Raw genomic sequence first — 16,235 nt, 5'->3', positions numbered from 1 at the left:
ACTTGAAGCTTGCAGCCCAAACCGAAGGTTTGCCCCTATGCGTTACATCAGCACCCGCGGCCAGGCACCGGCCCTGAATTTCGAAGACGTCCTGCTGGCAGGCCTTGCCACCGACGGCGGCCTGTACGTGCCGGAAAACCTGCCACGCTTCACCCAGGAAGAAATCGCTTCGTGGGCCGGCCTGCCGTACCACGAGCTGGCGTTCCGGGTGATGCGCCCGTTCGTCACCGGCAGCATTCCGGATGCCGATTTCAAGAAGATCCTGGAAGAGACCTACGGCGTGTTTTCCCACAGCGCCATCGCGCCGTTGCGTCAACTGAACGGCAACGAGTGGGTGCTGGAGCTGTTCCACGGCCCGACCCTGGCGTTCAAGGACTTCGCCCTGCAACTGCTCGGTCGCCTGCTGGACTACGTGCTGGAGAAGCGTGGCGAGCGCGTGGTGATCATCGGCGCCACCTCTGGTGATACCGGCTCGGCCGCCATCGAAGGTTGCAAACACTGCGAAAACGTCGACATCTTCATCCTGCACCCGCACAAGCGTGTGTCGGAAGTACAGCGCCGGCAGATGACCACCATCTTCGGTGAGAACATCCACAACATCGCCATCGAAGGCAACTTCGATGACTGCCAGGAAATGGTCAAGAACAGCTTCGCCGACCAGAGCTTCCTCAAGGGCACGCGCCTGGTCGCCGTGAACTCGATCAACTGGGCGCGGATCATGGCCCAGATCGTCTACTACTTCCACGCTGCCCTGCAGCTGGGCGGCCCAGCGCGCTCGGTGTCGTTCTCGGTGCCGACCGGCAACTTCGGCGATATCTTCGCCGGCTACCTGGCCCGCAACATGGGCCTGCCGATCAACCAGTTGATCGTCGCCACCAACCGCAACGACATCCTGCACCGCTTCATGAGCGGCAACCAGTACGTCAAGGAAACCCTGCACGCGACCCTGTCGCCGTCCATGGACATCATGGTTTCGTCGAACTTCGAACGCTTGCTGTTCGATATGCACGGTCGCAATGGCGCGGCCCTGGCCGAGTTGATGAACAGCTTCAAGCAAGGTGGCGGTTTCAGCGTCGAGCAAGAGCGCTGGACCGAAACCCGCAAGCTGTTCGACTCCCTAGCGGTGGATGATGAACAAACCTGCGAGACCATTGCCGAAGTCTACGCCCAGACCGGCGAGGTGCTTGACCCGCACACCGCCATCGGCGTGAAGGCCGCCCGCGAATGCCGTCGCAGCCTGGACATCCCGATGGTGATCCTCGGCACTGCGCACCCGGTCAAATTCCCCGAAGCGGTGGAAAAGGCGGGTGTCGGCAAGGCGCTGGAGCTGCCGGAGCACTTGGCTAGCCTGTTCGAGCGTGAAGAGCGTTGCACCGTATTGGCCAATGACCTGAAGGCTGTGCAGGCGTTTGTCAGCCAGCATGGCAATCGCGGCAAGCCTTTGTAAGGCGAACTGCGCAGACAAAAACGCCGCTTTCCCATCCTTGGGTCAGCGGCGTTTTTTTATGGCAGGCCCGACAGCGTGCTGGCTATATAAGTAATTTAATCGCCGCTCCGGTGATCGACGCGATCGTCGCAACGACTGCCATGGCGACACCCATTGGGTACCAGAAAGTCTCGCAGTTTATCTTCAGGGATTCTGATTTGAGCTTGTCTTGCTCAGCCTGCATGCGTGATATTTCGGCATAGATGCGCCGGACATCGGCATGCATTCTCTCCATTGCTGCCTGCTGTTCATTGTTTTCCATCATCGTCTTCATCCTTCGCAATAAGGGCCTTTACATGCGCTTTTACCCGCGTGGCAGAGTGACCAGCGCTCACCGAGTATAGGATTCACCCCCGACCTGCGCGCCCGGCGAACCCCAAAACGGCAGCCCATTGCGTAAGCACTTATGTGCCGCCGTTTTTTCGTTGTCATGTTGCTGGCGCATGCTGGTCCTCGTCACTCCCTGACGGCCCCATAAAGACGAAAAAGCGAACTTTCCTACGTCACAACCAGTCACTTAGGATAGATGCAGCTCCCGTTGAAACGATTGTTCCCGAACTATTGAGTGGTGATCGAGATGGAAAGTATCAGCCTATTGCTCGAAGAAGCACTGAGCCCTTATCTGGTTACGCTGACCACCTCTGGCGTGCAGGGGGAATGCCTGGTGACGGTGAAAAACCCTGCTGGCGCGATTGTGGTCGAGCGTGAAGTCGACCAGGCGCAATTGATGGATAAACGCGTGCTGGTGGATGTTGTGGATTGCCTGCTGCGCGACCTCAAGATCGCCGAAGGGCGTCTGGAGCCCTCGGTTATCGCGGCCTTGCGCAATGCTGCCCAAACCCGCAGCGCTGCTGTCGCATGAAGAATTGTTTATACGCGGAAACTTCCGACTGCAGGGCCTGTCAGATTTTGTAACAGCAAGAGCAAACATTGTGCTCCGGTGTTTGTGCCTTGTTGTACTGGTCTTTGTAAGGCCACGTTTAACCCCGAAGTGTCTCCCCACTCTTCGGGGTTTCTTTTTGCCCGCGATTTGTCACGGCACGGGTGAATCCTGGAAAAACCGTGGGTTGTCGCGCAGGTACTGCTCGCGCATGAGCGGATCCAGCCACGCGGCGTAGGACTGCTGCACGCGTTCCTGAGGGATGTCGAGCAGCACCTGGTCGATCCGTTCGATGGCCTGGCGCCCCTGGGGCGTATCCGAGCACGCGATATGCGTACGTTGGTAGGGCGCTGTGCCTTTGATCGGATAGAAACTCAGGTCGCTGGACGCAATCCCCTGTTGCAGTGCGTGATAGCGGATTTCCGGCCAATAACCCAATACCGCTTCCAACCGTCCGAGGCGCTGCATTTGCAACAAGCTGCCGAGGGCGTCGTTGCCGTAGTGGAGGGCGAGTTTGTGCGCGTCGACGTGTTTGAGTTGCTCATCGATGACTGGCCCGTAGCTGCGCTCCGCCGTGGCGCCCACCCGCGTCCTGTGAGCATCGAGAAATGCTTGCAGGTCGAACTGGCCGTCCACGATAAACGACGCCATGGCGTCCTGCTGGCTGCGCCGGATCGTCACGCCGTTGCTGGGCACTGCAAACGCCTGGCGAGAAAACACCACGTACTTGGCCCGCTCCGGCGTCCACAGCAACGAGGGGTCACAGGTGAACGAGGGTTCGCGCAACATTTGCGTGCCGCGCGCGCGGTTGACGTGCAGCACCTGGTGACGATACTCCGGCAGGCGCACGGCCAGGATTGGCAGCAACTGGTCCAATGCGCCCTGGCCTTTGCTCGGTCCTTCGAAAATGGTCAGCGGCGGCAAATCGCGCAGCAGCCAGATCAGCGTGTCTTCGGCCCGTGCTGACGAGAGCCAGCCGCCGGCCATCAGGGTGGCGACGCCCAGTTTCAAGAGCCAGCGTTTGCACCGGGACGCCATTAGATTGCGCCTTCCTCACGCAAGCGGACGATGGCAGCGGCGTCGTATCCCAACTCACCCAGCACTACGCCGTTGTGTTCGCCCAACTGTGGCCCTACCCATTCGCAACTACCCGGCGTGTCCGACAGCTTGGGCACGATCCCGGGCATCTTGAAGTCCTTGCCGCCCGGGAGCTGGGCCTTGAGGAACATCTCCCGGGCCAGGAATTGCGGGTCGCCGAGCATGTCTTCGGCACTGTAGATACGGCTGGCGGGCACCTCGGCCTGATTCAACTGCTCCACCACCTGCTCCAGGGGCAGCGCGTTGACCCAGCGGTCGATCACGCCATACAACTCGTCGCGGCGGCTGTCCCGCCCGTCGTTGCTGGCAAGTGCAGGATCGTTGGCCAGGTCTTCGCGACCGATGGCCGACATGAAGCGCTTGAAGATCGCATCGCCGTTGGCGCCAATCTGCACGTGCTTGCCGTCCGCGCTGGTGTGGATCGACGATGGGGTGATGCCGGGCATGATGTTGCCGGTACGTTCGCGAATAAAGCCGAACACATCGAACTCGGGGATCATGCTTTCCATCATCGCGAAGATGGCTTCGTACAGCGCCACGTCGACCACCTGGCCCAGGCCGCCGTTGACTTCGCGATGACGCAGCGCCATCAGCGCTCCGATCACGGCCCACAGCGCAGCGATGGAGTCGCCGATGGAGATCCCGGTGCGCACCGGTGGGCGGTCCTCGAAACCAGTGATGTAGCGCAGCCCGCCCATGGATTCGCCCACCGCGCCGAAACCCGGCTGGTCCTTCATCGGTCCGGTCTGGCCAAAGCCCGAGAGACGCACCATGACCAGCTTGGGGTTGAGCGCATGCAGGGTTTCCCAGCCCAGGCCGAGTTTTTCCAGCACGCCGGGGCGAAAATTCTCGATCAGGATGTCGGCATCGGCCAGCAGCTGCTTCAGGATCGCCAGGCCGTCCGGGTGCTTGAGGTTCAGCGTCAGCGACTTCTTGTTGCGCGCCTGCACAAACCACCACAGTGACGTGCCTTCATACAGCTTGCGCCACTTGCGCAGCGGGTCACCGCCATCCGGCGATTCCACCTTGATCACCTCGGCACCGAATTCGGCGCAGATGCGTGAGGCGAACGGGCCGGCGATCAGGGTGCCGAGTTCGATGACTTTCAGGCCGGCAAGCGGTTTGGCATTAAACGACATGAGGATCCTTTTCTGCGCGGGGCGGTGGTGTGAAGCCTTTTAACATAGGCGAGCGGCCCAGGGATAAGGATGATGCTGCGCAGGATTCGTTGAATGGCCTCGCCATCGGTTAGACTGGCCGCCTTTTCCTGTCTCTAGAAGTCCGTTCATGGCCCAGCCGTCCACGACCTACAAATTCGAACTCAACCTCACCGACCTCGACCGCTCGGTGTACCAGAGCGTCAAGCAGACCATCGCCCGCCACCCTTCGGAAACCGAAGAGCGCATGACCGTGCGTCTGCTGGCCTACGCCCTCTGGTACAACGAGCAGTTGTCGTTCGGGCGTGGCCTGTCAGATGTAGACGAGCCAGCCCTGTGGGAAAAAAGCCTGGATGACCGGGTCCTGCACTGGATCGAAGTCGGCCAGCCGGATGCCGACCGCCTGACCTGGTGCTCGCGTCGCACCGAGCGCACCAGCCTGCTGGCCTACGGCAGCTTGCGTGTGTGGGAAGGCAAAGTGGTGCCCGTGGCCAACAACCTCAAGAACGTGCACATCGCTGCGGTGCCGCAGGACGTCCTCGAGACCCTGGCCAAGGACATGCCGCGCGTGATCAAGTGGGACGTGATGATCAGCGAAGGCACCATTTTTGTGACTGACGACCGTGGCCAACATGAAGTGCAATTGCAGTGGCTGGTCGGCGAGCGCGGCTGAAACTGTGGGCGCTGGGTTGTGTGGGAGCGGGCTTGCTCGCGAATGCATCACCTCGGTATAGCTGAAAGACCGAGGTGATGCATTCGCAGGCAAGCCAGCTCCCACATATGCCCGCTCCCACAGAAGCCGGCTCCTACAGTTGATCCATGTTGCTTTCAGCATTGTTGTTTAACCGTTGTACTAGAAGAGAAGCTTCCGTCACCCCATGCGTATCGATCCTCGCCCGTTGCCTGCTGTCCTGCCGTTTCTCGGTGAATTGCCACCGCTGTTGACGCGTCTCTACGCCGCGCGCGGGGTGCAGTCCGAGGCTGAACTGGACAAAAGTCTGGCGCGGTTGATTCCCTACCAGCAGCTCAAGGGCATCGACGCGGCAGTGGACCTGCTGGTGACCGCATTGGAGCAGCGCCAGCGCATCCTGATCGTGGGCGACTTCGACGCCGATGGCGCCACCGCCAGCACCGTGGGCACCCTTGGCTTGCGTCTGCTCGGGGCGGCGCATGTCGACTACCTGGTGCCCAACCGGTTTGAATATGGCTATGGCCTGACCCCGGAAATCGTCGCGGTGGCCCTGCAGCGGGAGCCGCAGTTGCTGATCACCGTGGACAACGGCATCTCCAGCGTCGAAGGCGTGGCGGCGGCGAAGGCGGCGGGGTTGCAGGTACTGGTCACCGACCACCACTTGCCGGGGGATCAATTGCCGGCTGCAGACGCCATCGTCAACCCGAACCAGCCGGGCTGCGAGTTCCCGAGCAAGGCATTGGCCGGCGTGGGCGTGATCTTCTATGTGCTGATGGCCCTGCGCGCGCGTTTGCGCAGCCTGGGCTGGTACGACAACAAGCCCCAGCCGAACATCGGCGAACTGCTCGACCTGGTGGCCCTGGGCAGCGTGGCCGACGTGGTGCCCCTGGATGCCAACAACCGCATCCTCGTGCATCAGGGCCTGGAGCGTATTCGCGCCGGTCGCGCGCGGCCGGGGATCAAGGCGATCCTCGAAGTGGCCAAGCGCGATGCTGCGCGGATTACCTCCACCGACCTCGGCTTTATCCTCGGGCCACGCCTGAACGCCGCCGGACGCCTGGATGACATGAGCCTGGGCATCGAATGCCTGCTCACCACTGATTTCGCGGCGGCGCGGGAAATGGCCGCGCAATTGGACGGCATGAACCAGGACCGCAAATCCATCGAACAAGGCATGCAGCGCGAGGCCCTGGCCCAGCTCAAAGACCTGCCGGTGGAGTCGATGCCCTATGGGTTGTGCCTGTTCGACCCGGAGTGGCACCAGGGCGTGATCGGGATTCTGGCGTCGCGCATGAAGGAGCGTTACTTCCGCCCGACCATCGCCTTCGCCGACGCCGGTGATGGCCTGCTCAAGGGCTCTGGGCGCTCGGTGCCGGGTTTCCACATCCGTGATGCCCTGGCGGTGGTCGCAAGCCAGCATCCCAACCTGATCGCCAAATACGGCGGTCACGCCATGGCGGCGGGTCTGACATTGCCCGAGGCGAATTTCCCACTGTTTGCCGAAGCCTTTGATGCTGAAGTGCGTCGGCAACTGCGCGAAGAAGACCTTACCGGGCGCCTGCTGTCCGACGGCACCCTGGCGGTTGAAGAGTTTCACCTCGAACTGGCGCGCGCCTTGCGACATGCCGGGCCGTGGGGGCAGCACTTTCCCGAGCCGTTGTTCCATGGGGTGTTTCAGCTGGTAGAACAGCGCGTGGTGGGGGAGCGGCACCTGAAGGTGGTGCTCAAGAGCGAATGCGGCTCGGTGAAGCTCGATGGCATTGCGTTTGGGGTGGACCGTGAGGTCTGGCCGAACCCGACAGTGCGTTGGGTGGAATTGGCCTACAAGCTGGACGTGAACGAGTTCCGTGGGCAGGAAACCGTGCAGTTGATGATCGCGCATATCGAGCCGCGCTAGCGGTCGCCCACACTGTAAAGCAAATATGGGAGCTGGCGTGCCTGCGATAGCATCACCCTGATGTGTCCGTCACATCGCGGCGCCCCTATCGCAGGCAAGCCAGCTCCCACATAACCCCGCCGACATTGGGGCCTGAGTACAGCCTGAAGCTACTCGGTTTTGTCCTTGGCCTGGTGCTTCACAATGATGTCCACCAAGCGCTGAGCCAGCGCCGGGTAGTTCTCATCGAAGTGATGCCCACCCGGCAGTTTCACTGCCTCGCCCACCGCAGTCTTGTCGGTGCAGCCGCTCTCGTCGACTTCTTCGGCGCCGTAGATGCACACCACTTTATCCGCCGGCAGCTTGGCCATTTCCGGGCCGGTCGCGGCTTCTTTGCCGGCATTGCCCAGCCAGCCTTCCACTTCGATTTCAAAGCTGCCCGTACGGGCGAATGCCAGCAGGATGATTGCGTCCACACGCTGCTGCTCGTTTTCCGGCAGGCGGTTGTAGATCGCCGGCAGCACGTCGGCGCCGAACGAGTAACCGGTCAGCACGAAGCGCTTGGTGCCCCACTTCTGACGGTAGTGCTGCATCAGCTCGGTGAGGTCCTTGGCGCTTTGTTCCGGGGTCTTGTGCTGCCAGTAGTAGCGCAGGGTGTCGATGCCTACCACCGGGTAGCCGATCTTGGCCATTTCGCCGGCCACATCGCGGTCCAGGTCACGCCAGCCGCCGTCACCGGAGAGGAACAGCGTCACCGTGTCCTTGGCCTGGCCCGCGGGTACTTCCACCACGGGAATCGCCAGGCCGCCGTTGTCCGAACCCACCAACTGCTTGCGCAACTCGTTGTTCAGCACTTGCGGGTAATGGATGTCGTAGTCGCTGATGCTGGTAGTGGCGCGCGGTGTGTCGCGTACGAAACTGGCCGCATCGTCGTCAGGGTTGTCGTTCCAGGCCACCAGCCAACTGCCGTGTGCGGACGTTTTCGGCAGCGGGTCCTTGCAGCCTTCCTGGGTCATGGCAAAGCCAACGGAGATGGCGTTGGCCTTGTCGTCGTTCTGTGCCGCCAGCCAGCGCCAGGCCAGGCTGGCACCCGGGCCGATCCCGCTGACCAGGGTCGCCGGGCCCTTGAGCTGGGCCAGGGCGCCTTGCAGCGCTTGTTCCTGCAGCGTGCAGTCATCCTTGGGCAGGATTACCTGGACGATCTGCGCCTTGCCGCCCTGGCTCAGGGCGATCAGTTGGCTGTCAGTCAGGGTTGAATCGGCCAGCACCGCCACGGCCACACGGGCCTTTGCCGTGCCGGCGGGGGTTACGCGGGTCATGACCGAACCGTCGGCCTGGGGCAGTTGCTCCAGGGTCGGCTGTGGGGCAGGGCGGTTCCAGTACCAATAGCCACCACCCAGGATCAGGGCGAGCAGCACAACAAAGGCCAATACATACCGCCAGGAGCGTCGAATCATCAGCGTTTCACCAATCCAGTCAAGCCGCCCGCGATCAGGGCGGCGGTATCGGCCAGTGCCACCAGCGGATCGAGTCCTGCGGGCACGGCCATATAACGGGGTTCCCAGTCAGGCTGGAACTTGTCTTTGAAGCGGCGCAAGCCTTGGAAGTTATACAGTTGCTCGCCGCGGCGGAACACCATTGAGCCCAATCGTTGGGTCAGCGGGGCGCCCCGGCGCGGTTGCAAGCCCGACAACGGCACCATGCCGAGGCTGAAGCGGGCGTAGCCGTGACTCTTATAATGTTGAATCAGGCCGACCATCATGAACTCCATGGTCAGCTTGGGCGCTTCCGGGTGGGCGCGCATCAGGTCGAGACTGGCCAGGTCGTGGTTGTAGGTCTCGAGCAGGTTGGCGAAGGCTACCGGGCGCCCTTCGAAGCGAATGATCGCGATGCGAAAGTGCTTGAGATAGTCGTCGCTGAAGCGTCCCAGGGAAAAGCCTTTTTCCCGCACGTTCTTGCCGGTCAGCCAGGCATCGGAGATGACCTTGAGTTCATCCATGGGGGCCGTGCCGGGTTCATGGATCTCCAGGGACAGGCCGTCACGGCTGCCACGGTTCCAGGTGTAGCGCAGGTCCTTCATCTCTTTGCCCTTGGCTTCCAGGTCAAAGCGCTTGAGGTCGACACGCGCTTCTTCACCCAGCTTGATCGCGGTCAGGCCGATGTCCATGTAGTACGGCAGGTTCTCGGCGCGGACCTGGTAGAACACCGGGCGCGCGTGGTGGATGTCGCACAGGTCGCGGAACTGCCAGATCATTTCGGCGCGCGGCTGGGTCGGGCCGATCGGGTCGTACAGGGCCACCAGGCTACGCCCGCGACGGGCATACATCAGGAAAGCCTCGTCGTTGGGGTGAAACAGCAGCGCCTTGTCACCGGTCAGTGCCAGGCCGCCATCGGGCTGCGAGGAGGCCATCAGGATCTTGGTGGCGCGCTCCAGCTCGTCAGGGGTCGGCAGGTGGATCACCGGGCGCGCGGTGCGCAGCAGCCAGGTCAACGATACGATCACCAACAGGACAGCGGCGCCGAGCAGCGAACGCAGGCCGCGCGGGGCGTTGGCATCCAGAGTGAACTGCCACCACAGTTGGTGGCTGTAAGGCACATCCTGATAGGCAAACAGCAGCAGCCAGATCGAGGCCCCCAGCACGCAGACGCTGGCCACCAGGTACAGCGGCGAGAACGGCAGTTCGGTCAGGCGGCTGGCGCGGTAGAACGAGCGCCGGAAGATCGCCAGCAGCACCGCCGTCATGATCATCAAGCTGGCTTCTTCCCAGTCGAAGCCTTTGAGCAGCGAGAGCAGGGCGCCCGTCAGCAGCAGCACCATGGTCAGCATCCAGGCGGCCGACAAGCGACGACGCAAGCCTTGGGCGAGCAGCAGGCACAGCACGCCGATCAGGCTGGCACCAAAGTGCGAGGCATCAATCAGGCGATGAGGAATCAGGAAGCCGATGTTTTCCAGGCGTGAGTCGATTTCCGGCGTGGCGCCGGAAAACAGCAGGACCACGCCGGACAAAAAAACCAGTACGGCCAGTACCGGTGCCGCCAGGCCCGAGGCCACCCGCAGGCTTTGTTGCGTCTGGAACAGGCGCTGCGCTTCATTGACCAGCAGGAACACGCAGGCGATCAGCAGCGGCAGCACCACATAGATCATGCGATACAGCAGCAGTGCGGCAGCCAATGGCGCTGCGCCCAGCTTGTCGGCAAAGGCCGCGAGCAGGATCGCTTCGAACACCCCCACGCCACCCGGTACATGGCTGAGCACGCCGGCAGCCAGGGCCAGCAGGTACACCAGCAGGAAGGGCCCGAAGGGCGGTGCTTCAGGCAGCAGCATATAAAGGACGGTGGCAGCAGCGGCCACATCCAGTGCGGTAATGATCAGTTGCAGGAAGGTCAGGCGCCGCCCAGGCAGGCGCAGGGTACGACGGCCGGCTTTCACCAGCAGGTTGTCGGGGTAGGGCTGTTCCGGCAGGCGGCGACGATAAATGCCGATGCACAGCACGGCCGACAGCAGCAGCACGGCGCCGGCAATACCGCCGAGCAGGGTTTGCGGCAGGTGCAGATAGGTCGACGCGGCCGGCAGGTTACTCAAGGTGGCCAATGCCGCCAACGGTGGCAGGGCGCAGCCCAGCGCCAGGCTGGCGAACACGGTCATGTGGGCGACTTCCGACGCGCCGATGCCATGACGTGCATATAAACGGTAGCGCACCGAACCGCCCGAGAGCATCGACAGGCCGATGGCGTTGCCGATGGCAAACGCAGTGAAGCCGCCCAGGGCCAGGGTCTTGGCGGGCAGTTTCACCCCGGCGTAGCGCGCGCCGGAAAACTCATAGCCCAACAGAATGATGAAACCCACGACGGCCGCTGCAAATGCGCCGAGCAATGCGGGCCTGGGCACTTCCAGGATCGAATCGTGGAGGGCGTAAAGGTCCAGCTCCAGCAGCAAGTGGCGGCAGGCGATCAAGGCAATTGCGAACAGCAACAGGGTGACAGCCAACCCAATGGGTTGCCGGTATTTGCTCAACAGATCCAGCCAGCGCAAACGGGTGGGAGCGATCGGTTGTTCTGCTGTGACGGTGTCTTGTGGTTCAGACGAGTTGGCGCGCATCAATCACCTCGTGGATTGTGCGCGACAGGATGGAGGTATCCAGCCAAGTTACCAATCCCTATGGACAAAATAATTACAAATATTAACGCGTATCACCGGGTGGGGCGACTGCGGCCATTGGTCGTAGAGGGTAGTACCTGCGTCTTAGCATAGCTTGCAATGAGATGGACTCTACAAACCGTGTACGGTTTCATGAAAGATGCCATGCCATTGTTTCAGAAGAACTTTTTCACCGGATACAAAAAAGGCCACTCTTTCGAGTAGCCTTTTTTGATGTTTGGTTGCGGGAGCCGGATTTGAACCGACGACCTTCGGGTTATGAGCCCGACGAGCTACCAGACTGCTCCATCCCGCGTCTGTGGGCGGCATTCTACAGCCCAACGGCGAGGTGTCAACCGTTAATGGGCCGACGGGTCAAATAAGTGTGAATCAGCCGCTCAAGCCACCTAAGTTCGCGATAGAAAACGAATTTTGTGGCGAGCAGGCTTGACCTGTGCCGGACTGCCAAGCCGTTCGTGGTGAAGCGCATGCGATCGCAGGCATGAAAAACTGACGCGCACAAAAAAGGCCACTCTTTCGAGTAGCCTTTCTTGATGTTTGGTTGCGGGAGCCGGATTTGAACCGACGACCTTCGGGTTATGAGCCCGACGAGCTACCAGACTGCTCCATCCCGCGTCTGTGTGTCGGCATTCTACAGAGGAACGCCAGTGTGTCAACCTGTGAATCGAAGAAAAGCGCTTGTGGTTCAATCGGTTAGCTCTCCATTCAGGCCGGCAGGGCCGCTCCGGGCCAGTCTGGCCGAGGGTTTCAGCTCTATCGGCAGGCGAAATTCGATTGAGAAAATAAATTCATCTGGGAAATTTCCTACCGCTCAAGCGGAAGATTCAAACTACTGGTGCTATATACAGGGGTGAATGCGATACTGGCCATCCGTTGAATCAACCCTCTGTTTATATGACGCAACGCAAAATCATCCACGTCGACTGTGATTGCTTCTACGCCGCCATCGAGATGCGCGATGACCCGAGCCTGGCGCAAAAGCCCCTGGCCGTCGGCGGCTCGGCAGACCGGCGTGGGGTGATCGCTACCTGCAACTACGAGGCGCGGGCCTACGGCGTGCGTTCGGCCATGTCGTCCCGCCATGCCTTGAAGCTGTGCCCGGACCTGACCATCGTCAAGCCGCGCATGGAGGCCTATAAAGAAGCCTCGAAGGAAATCCAGACGATCTTTCGTGACTACACCGACCTGATCGAGCCGTTGTCGCTGGACGAGGCCTACCTGGATGTTTCCGAATGCCCTCACTTCGGCGGCAGCGCCACGCGTATCGCCCAGGATATTCGTCGGCGGGTGTCCAACCAATTGCACATCACCGTGTCTGCCGGCGTGGCACCGAACAAGTTCCTGGCGAAGATTGCCAGCGATTGGAAAAAGCCCAACGGCCTGTTTGTGATTACCCCGGACCAGGTCGAAGATTTTGTCTCGCAATTGCCGGTGAGCAAGCTGCATGGCGTGGGCAAGGTCACCGCCGACAAGCTGGCGCGCCTGGGTATCGAAGACTGCCTGCAGTTACGTGACTGGAACAAGCTGGCGTTGGTGCGCGAATTCGGCAGTTTTGGCGAGCGACTGTGGAGCCTGGCCCGTGGGATTGATGATCGCGCGGTGCAGAATGACAGCCGACGGCAATCGATCAGTGTCGAAAACACCTACGATGTGGATCTACCGGACCTTTCAAGCTGCCTGGCGAAACTGCCCGAACTGATGGAAACCCTGACCGGGCGTATGGCGCGCATCGACAGCAGCTACCGGGCGGGCAAGCCATTTGTGAAGGTGAAGTTTCATGACTTTACCCAGACGACCCTGGAGCAGGCCGGGGCAGGGCGGGACCTGGAAAGTTATCAACAGCTGTTGACCCAGGCGTTCAATCGCGGTGCAAAGCCGGTGCGGTTGCTGGGGATTGGCGTGCGGTTGCTGGACCTGAGCGGCGGCAACGAACAGCTCGAACTGTTTACCCGTTAATCCTGTAGGAGACCGGCAAGCCGTTCTCCTACAGGGCGGTGTTCAGCGTGCGCCCGGATCTGCGACGAGTCGCCCCGCATCCTTGGTCAGCGCCTGCAGAAACTCCTGCTGCAACTCCGGATCATTGCGTGTCAGTTCGATCAGGCTTTGTTCCAGTTCGCTGGCTTCTTCTTCCAGGCCCAACTCCGACAGGCGTTTGACGCGGTGCACCCACTGGCTCACTTCGTCATCTTCCAGGTCGTCGTAGATCAGGCCATGGGCTTCGAGCAACTTGCCGCGCAGGGTGTTGCTGATCGCCAGGGTCGAGTCGGAATGCACGTCGTCCTGGCCATCTTCCACGCTGATCTTCAAGGTCGTGACACGGTTCAGGTCCTGCTCGGCAAACGGGCTGTCCAACAGGTTCAGGCGCAGCACGCCATTACGGTCGGTGGTCAGCTCATGGATCTGCTTGCCGGCAGTCACCTGTACCGGGCGTTCGCTCCAGGGCAGGCTCGAATACTCCACGCGCTTGTCGCGCTGGACTTCATCGATGCCTGCAAGGTTCTGTTGCGCACGGCCATGGGATTGCACGTTCATGAACGGGTTGAGGCCGTCCACGCCGTAGGTCAGCCAGTCGTGGGTCATGCTGGTCGGCAGGTTGCCAAGGGCGAAGATATTCACCACGTTGGCGCCCGCGCCGGCGACCAGGGCAACCGCGCCCAGAGGCATCTCGTAGAGTTTGCGCCAGGGCTGGTAGGGGGTGTAGCGGTCGTAACGACGGGTGACTTCGAACTCGGTGACCTCGAAGGTCTTCTGCTCGTGAATGCGGACCCGGCGTTGCGGCAGCTCCAGCACTTTGGGTTCGCCGACATCGATCTGCAGGCTATGGTCGAGCAATTTACGCTCGACCCGCTCCTCGTGCTCACTGCGTTGCGACATCTGGTTGGCGCAGCCGCTGACCAGCAGGGCGCCGCACAAGGCGGCGCCCCCCAGGGCTCTGGTGTTTCGCTTGAACATGACTTCTCTTGATCTGGTTTTCAGCGACGAATACGCGCCTGGAGGAAAGACAGCACGTCAGCCACCGGCAACGGTTGGGCTTCGGCTTCGGTCCGGCTTTTGTATTCCAGATTGCCATCGGCCAGGCCGCGGTCACTGACCACGATCCGGTGTGGGATGCCAATCAGTTCCATGTCGGCAAACTTGATGCCCGGGCTGGTTTTCTTGTCGCGGTCATCCAGCAGCACTTCAAAACCGGCGGCGGTCAGTTCGGCATACAGTTTGTCGGTAGCCTCGCGTACTTGCTCGGTTTCGTAGCGCAGCGGTACCAGGGCGATCTGGAAAGGCGCCAGGGCGTCGCTCCAGATGATGCCTTTCTCGTCGTTGTTCTGCTCGATGGCAGCGGCAACCACGCGCGATACGCCAATGCCGTAGCAGCCCATGTCCAGGGTGATCGGCTTGCCGTTCTCGCCCAGCACTTCGCACTTCATCGCCTTGCTGTACTTGTTGCCCAGCTGGAAGATGTGCCCGACTTCGATGCCGCGCTTGATTTCCAGGGTGCCCTTGCCGTCCGGGCTTGGGTCACCGGCGACCACGTTACGCAGGTCGGCCACTGTCGGAACCGGCAGGTCACGCTCCCAGTTCACGCCGAAGTAGTGCTTGTCGTCGATGTTCGCGCCGATACCGAAGTCGCTCATCAGCTCGACCGAGCGGTCGATGATGATCGGCAACGGCAGGTTCAGCGGGCCCAGGGAGCCGGCGCCGGCGCCAATCGCGTCGCGCAGTTCGGCATCGGTGGCCATGACCAGCGGGCTGGCTACGCCAGGTTGCTGGGCTGCCTTGATTTCGTTGAGTTCGTGGTCGCCACGGATCACCAGGGCGATCAGCTTGCCTTCTTCCTCGGCACGCACGATCAGGGTCTTGATGGTCTTTTCAATCGGCAGATTGAATTTTTCCACCAGCGCCGCGATGGTCTTGGTGTCCGGCGTGTCGACCAGGCGCAGCTCTTGCGCCGGTGCAGGGCGCGAAGTTTCGCGTGGCACGGCTTCGGCTTTCTCGATGTTCGCCGCGTAGTCGGAACCATTGCTGAAGACGATATCGTCTTCGCCCGACTCGGCCAGCACGTGGAATTCGTGGGAGCCGGCGCCGCCGATGGAGCCGTTGTCCGCTTCAACCGGGCGGAACTTCAGGCCCAGGCGCGTGAACACGTTGCAGTAGGCCTGGTGCATGCGGTCGTAGGTGACCTGCAGGGAGGCCTGGTCTGCGTGGAACGAATAGGCGTCCTTCATGATGAATTCGCGGCCGCGCATCAAACCGAAGCGTGGGCGGATTTCGTCACGGAATTTGGTCTGGATCTGATACAGGTTCAGCGGCAGCTGCTTGTAGCTGCTCAGCTCGTTGCGCATCAGGTCGGTGATCACTTCTTCGTGGGTCGGGCCGGCGCAGAAGTCGCGGCCATGACGGTCCTTGAAGCGCAGCAACTCAGGGCCGTACTCTTCCCAGCGCCCGGATTCCTGCCACAACTCAGCCGGTTGGGTGCTCGGCATCAACACTTCCAGAGAGCCGGCGGCGTTCATTTCTTCACGAACGATGGCTTCGACCTTGCGCATCACCTTCAAGCCCATGGGCAGCCAGGTGTACAGGCCAGAGGCCAGTTTGCGGATCATGCCGGCGCGCAGCATCAGCTGATGGCTGATCACGACCGCGTCGGAAGGCGTTTCTTTCTGTGTGGCGAGCAAATATTGACTGGTACGCATGGTAGGCCGTTGTCGGTTGCTTGGACTTGAAATGACTTGGGATTGTACGGGCGCTTGCTGCTGGAGTACAGGCATCAGGTCGTGGTGAGGCTTCTGTTAAAGCCTTTGTGCAGGCGCTGGCTTGCCTGCGCTGGCATCACCTCGTTGTCACTGTAGACCACGGTGTGCGCATCGCAGGCAGGCCAGCCCCTGCAGTGACC

12 protein-coding genes and 2 tRNA genes are annotated in these 16,235 nt (G+C 61.3%); 5 read left to right on the top strand and 9 right to left on the bottom strand.

Annotated features, from left to right (window positions below; translation table 11 throughout):
• Positions 1–37 precede the first annotated feature (37 nt).
• Positions 38–1,447: a threonine synthase gene (thrC, locus tag JFU04_RS23960; protein WP_201145819.1), complete on the top strand. Its 1,410-nt coding sequence runs from the start codon at positions 38–40 to the stop codon at positions 1,445–1,447.
• Positions 1,448–1,529: 82 nt separating this feature from the next.
• Here thrC and JFU04_RS23955 read toward each other — a convergent pair whose 3' ends face one another.
• Positions 1,530–1,751 (bottom strand): hypothetical protein, encoded by a 222-nt coding sequence (locus tag JFU04_RS23955; protein ID WP_106802707.1) that lies wholly within the window; start codon positions 1,749–1,751, stop codon positions 1,530–1,532.
• A 312-nt stretch (positions 1,752–2,063) separates the two neighbouring features.
• Here JFU04_RS23955 and JFU04_RS23950 point away from each other — a divergent pair, with 312 nt between their 5' ends.
• Complete coding sequence (locus JFU04_RS23950; protein WP_065908708.1) at positions 2,064–2,348, top strand: DUF3509 domain-containing protein; 285 nt, start codon at positions 2,064–2,066, stop codon at positions 2,346–2,348.
• Positions 2,349–2,519: 171 nt separating this feature from the next.
• Here JFU04_RS23950 and JFU04_RS23945 read toward each other — a convergent pair whose 3' ends face one another.
• Positions 2,520–3,404 carry a TIGR02285 family protein gene (locus tag JFU04_RS23945; protein ID WP_201145818.1) on the bottom strand — a complete coding sequence of 295 codons (885 nt, stop codon included), beginning with the start codon at positions 3,402–3,404 and terminating at the stop codon, positions 2,520–2,522.
• On the bottom strand, positions 3,404–4,603 hold the full coding sequence (locus JFU04_RS23940) for a CaiB/BaiF CoA transferase family protein (RefSeq protein ID WP_065908710.1): 1,200 nt from the start codon (positions 4,601–4,603) through the stop codon (positions 3,404–3,406). The genes JFU04_RS23945 and JFU04_RS23940 overlap by 1 nt, the downstream gene beginning before the upstream one ends.
• A gap of 148 nt (positions 4,604–4,751) precedes the next feature.
• On the opposite strand from JFU04_RS23940, the gene JFU04_RS23935 reads away from it, so the two are divergent.
• Both JFU04_RS23935 and recJ read left to right on the top strand, forming a co-directional pair.
• Positions 4,752–5,294, top strand: coding sequence for a YaeQ family protein (locus JFU04_RS23935; protein WP_201145817.1), 543 nt, complete (start codon positions 4,752–4,754; stop codon positions 5,292–5,294).
• A 205-nt stretch (positions 5,295–5,499) separates the two neighbouring features.
• On the top strand, positions 5,500–7,209 hold the full coding sequence (gene recJ / locus JFU04_RS23930) for a single-stranded-DNA-specific exonuclease RecJ (RefSeq protein WP_201145816.1): 1,710 nt from the start codon (positions 5,500–5,502) through the stop codon (positions 7,207–7,209).
• 149 nt (positions 7,210–7,358) lie between these two features.
• On the opposite strand, the gene JFU04_RS23925 is transcribed toward recJ, so the two are convergent.
• From JFU04_RS23925 to JFU04_RS23910, 4 genes are all read right to left on the bottom strand, one after another.
• Positions 7,359–8,645 (bottom strand): virulence factor family protein, encoded by a 1,287-nt coding sequence (locus JFU04_RS23925; protein ID WP_065908719.1) that lies wholly within the window; start codon positions 8,643–8,645, stop codon positions 7,359–7,361.
• Positions 8,645–11,287: a bifunctional lysylphosphatidylglycerol flippase/synthetase MprF gene (gene mprF / locus JFU04_RS23920; RefSeq protein ID WP_201145815.1), complete on the bottom strand. Its 2,643-nt coding sequence runs from the start codon at positions 11,285–11,287 to the stop codon at positions 8,645–8,647. The genes JFU04_RS23925 and mprF overlap by 1 nt, the downstream gene beginning before the upstream one ends.
• A gap of 278 nt (positions 11,288–11,565) precedes the next feature.
• Positions 11,566–11,642 (bottom strand) — tRNA-Met (locus JFU04_RS23915).
• Between the two features lie 243 nt (positions 11,643–11,885).
• Positions 11,886–11,962 (bottom strand) — tRNA-Met (locus JFU04_RS23910).
• A gap of 279 nt (positions 11,963–12,241) precedes the next feature.
• Between JFU04_RS23910 and dinB the strand changes: the two genes are divergently transcribed.
• On the top strand, positions 12,242–13,303 hold the full coding sequence (dinB, locus tag JFU04_RS23905; protein ID WP_065908723.1) for a DNA polymerase IV: 1,062 nt from the start codon (positions 12,242–12,244) through the stop codon (positions 13,301–13,303).
• A gap of 42 nt (positions 13,304–13,345) precedes the next feature.
• Here the strand turns inward: dinB and JFU04_RS23900 are convergent, their stop codons facing one another.
• Together JFU04_RS23900 and JFU04_RS23895 are read right to left on the bottom strand one after the other, a co-directional pair.
• Positions 13,346–14,299, bottom strand: coding sequence for a hypothetical protein (locus tag JFU04_RS23900; RefSeq protein ID WP_065908724.1), 954 nt, complete (start codon positions 14,297–14,299; stop codon positions 13,346–13,348).
• Positions 14,300–14,319: 20 nt separating this feature from the next.
• Positions 14,320–16,035, bottom strand: coding sequence for a proline--tRNA ligase (locus tag JFU04_RS23895; RefSeq protein WP_106802712.1), 1,716 nt, complete (start codon positions 16,033–16,035; stop codon positions 14,320–14,322).
• Positions 16,036–16,235: the final 200 nt, after the last annotated feature.

The sequence above is a fragment of the Pseudomonas sp. TH21 genome (assembly GCF_016651025.1).
In the GTDB taxonomy this organism is placed as follows: Bacteria; Pseudomonadota; Gammaproteobacteria; order Pseudomonadales; family Pseudomonadaceae; genus Aquipseudomonas; species Aquipseudomonas aylmerensis.
This window is presented reverse-complemented; position numbering and strand designations above follow the sequence as displayed.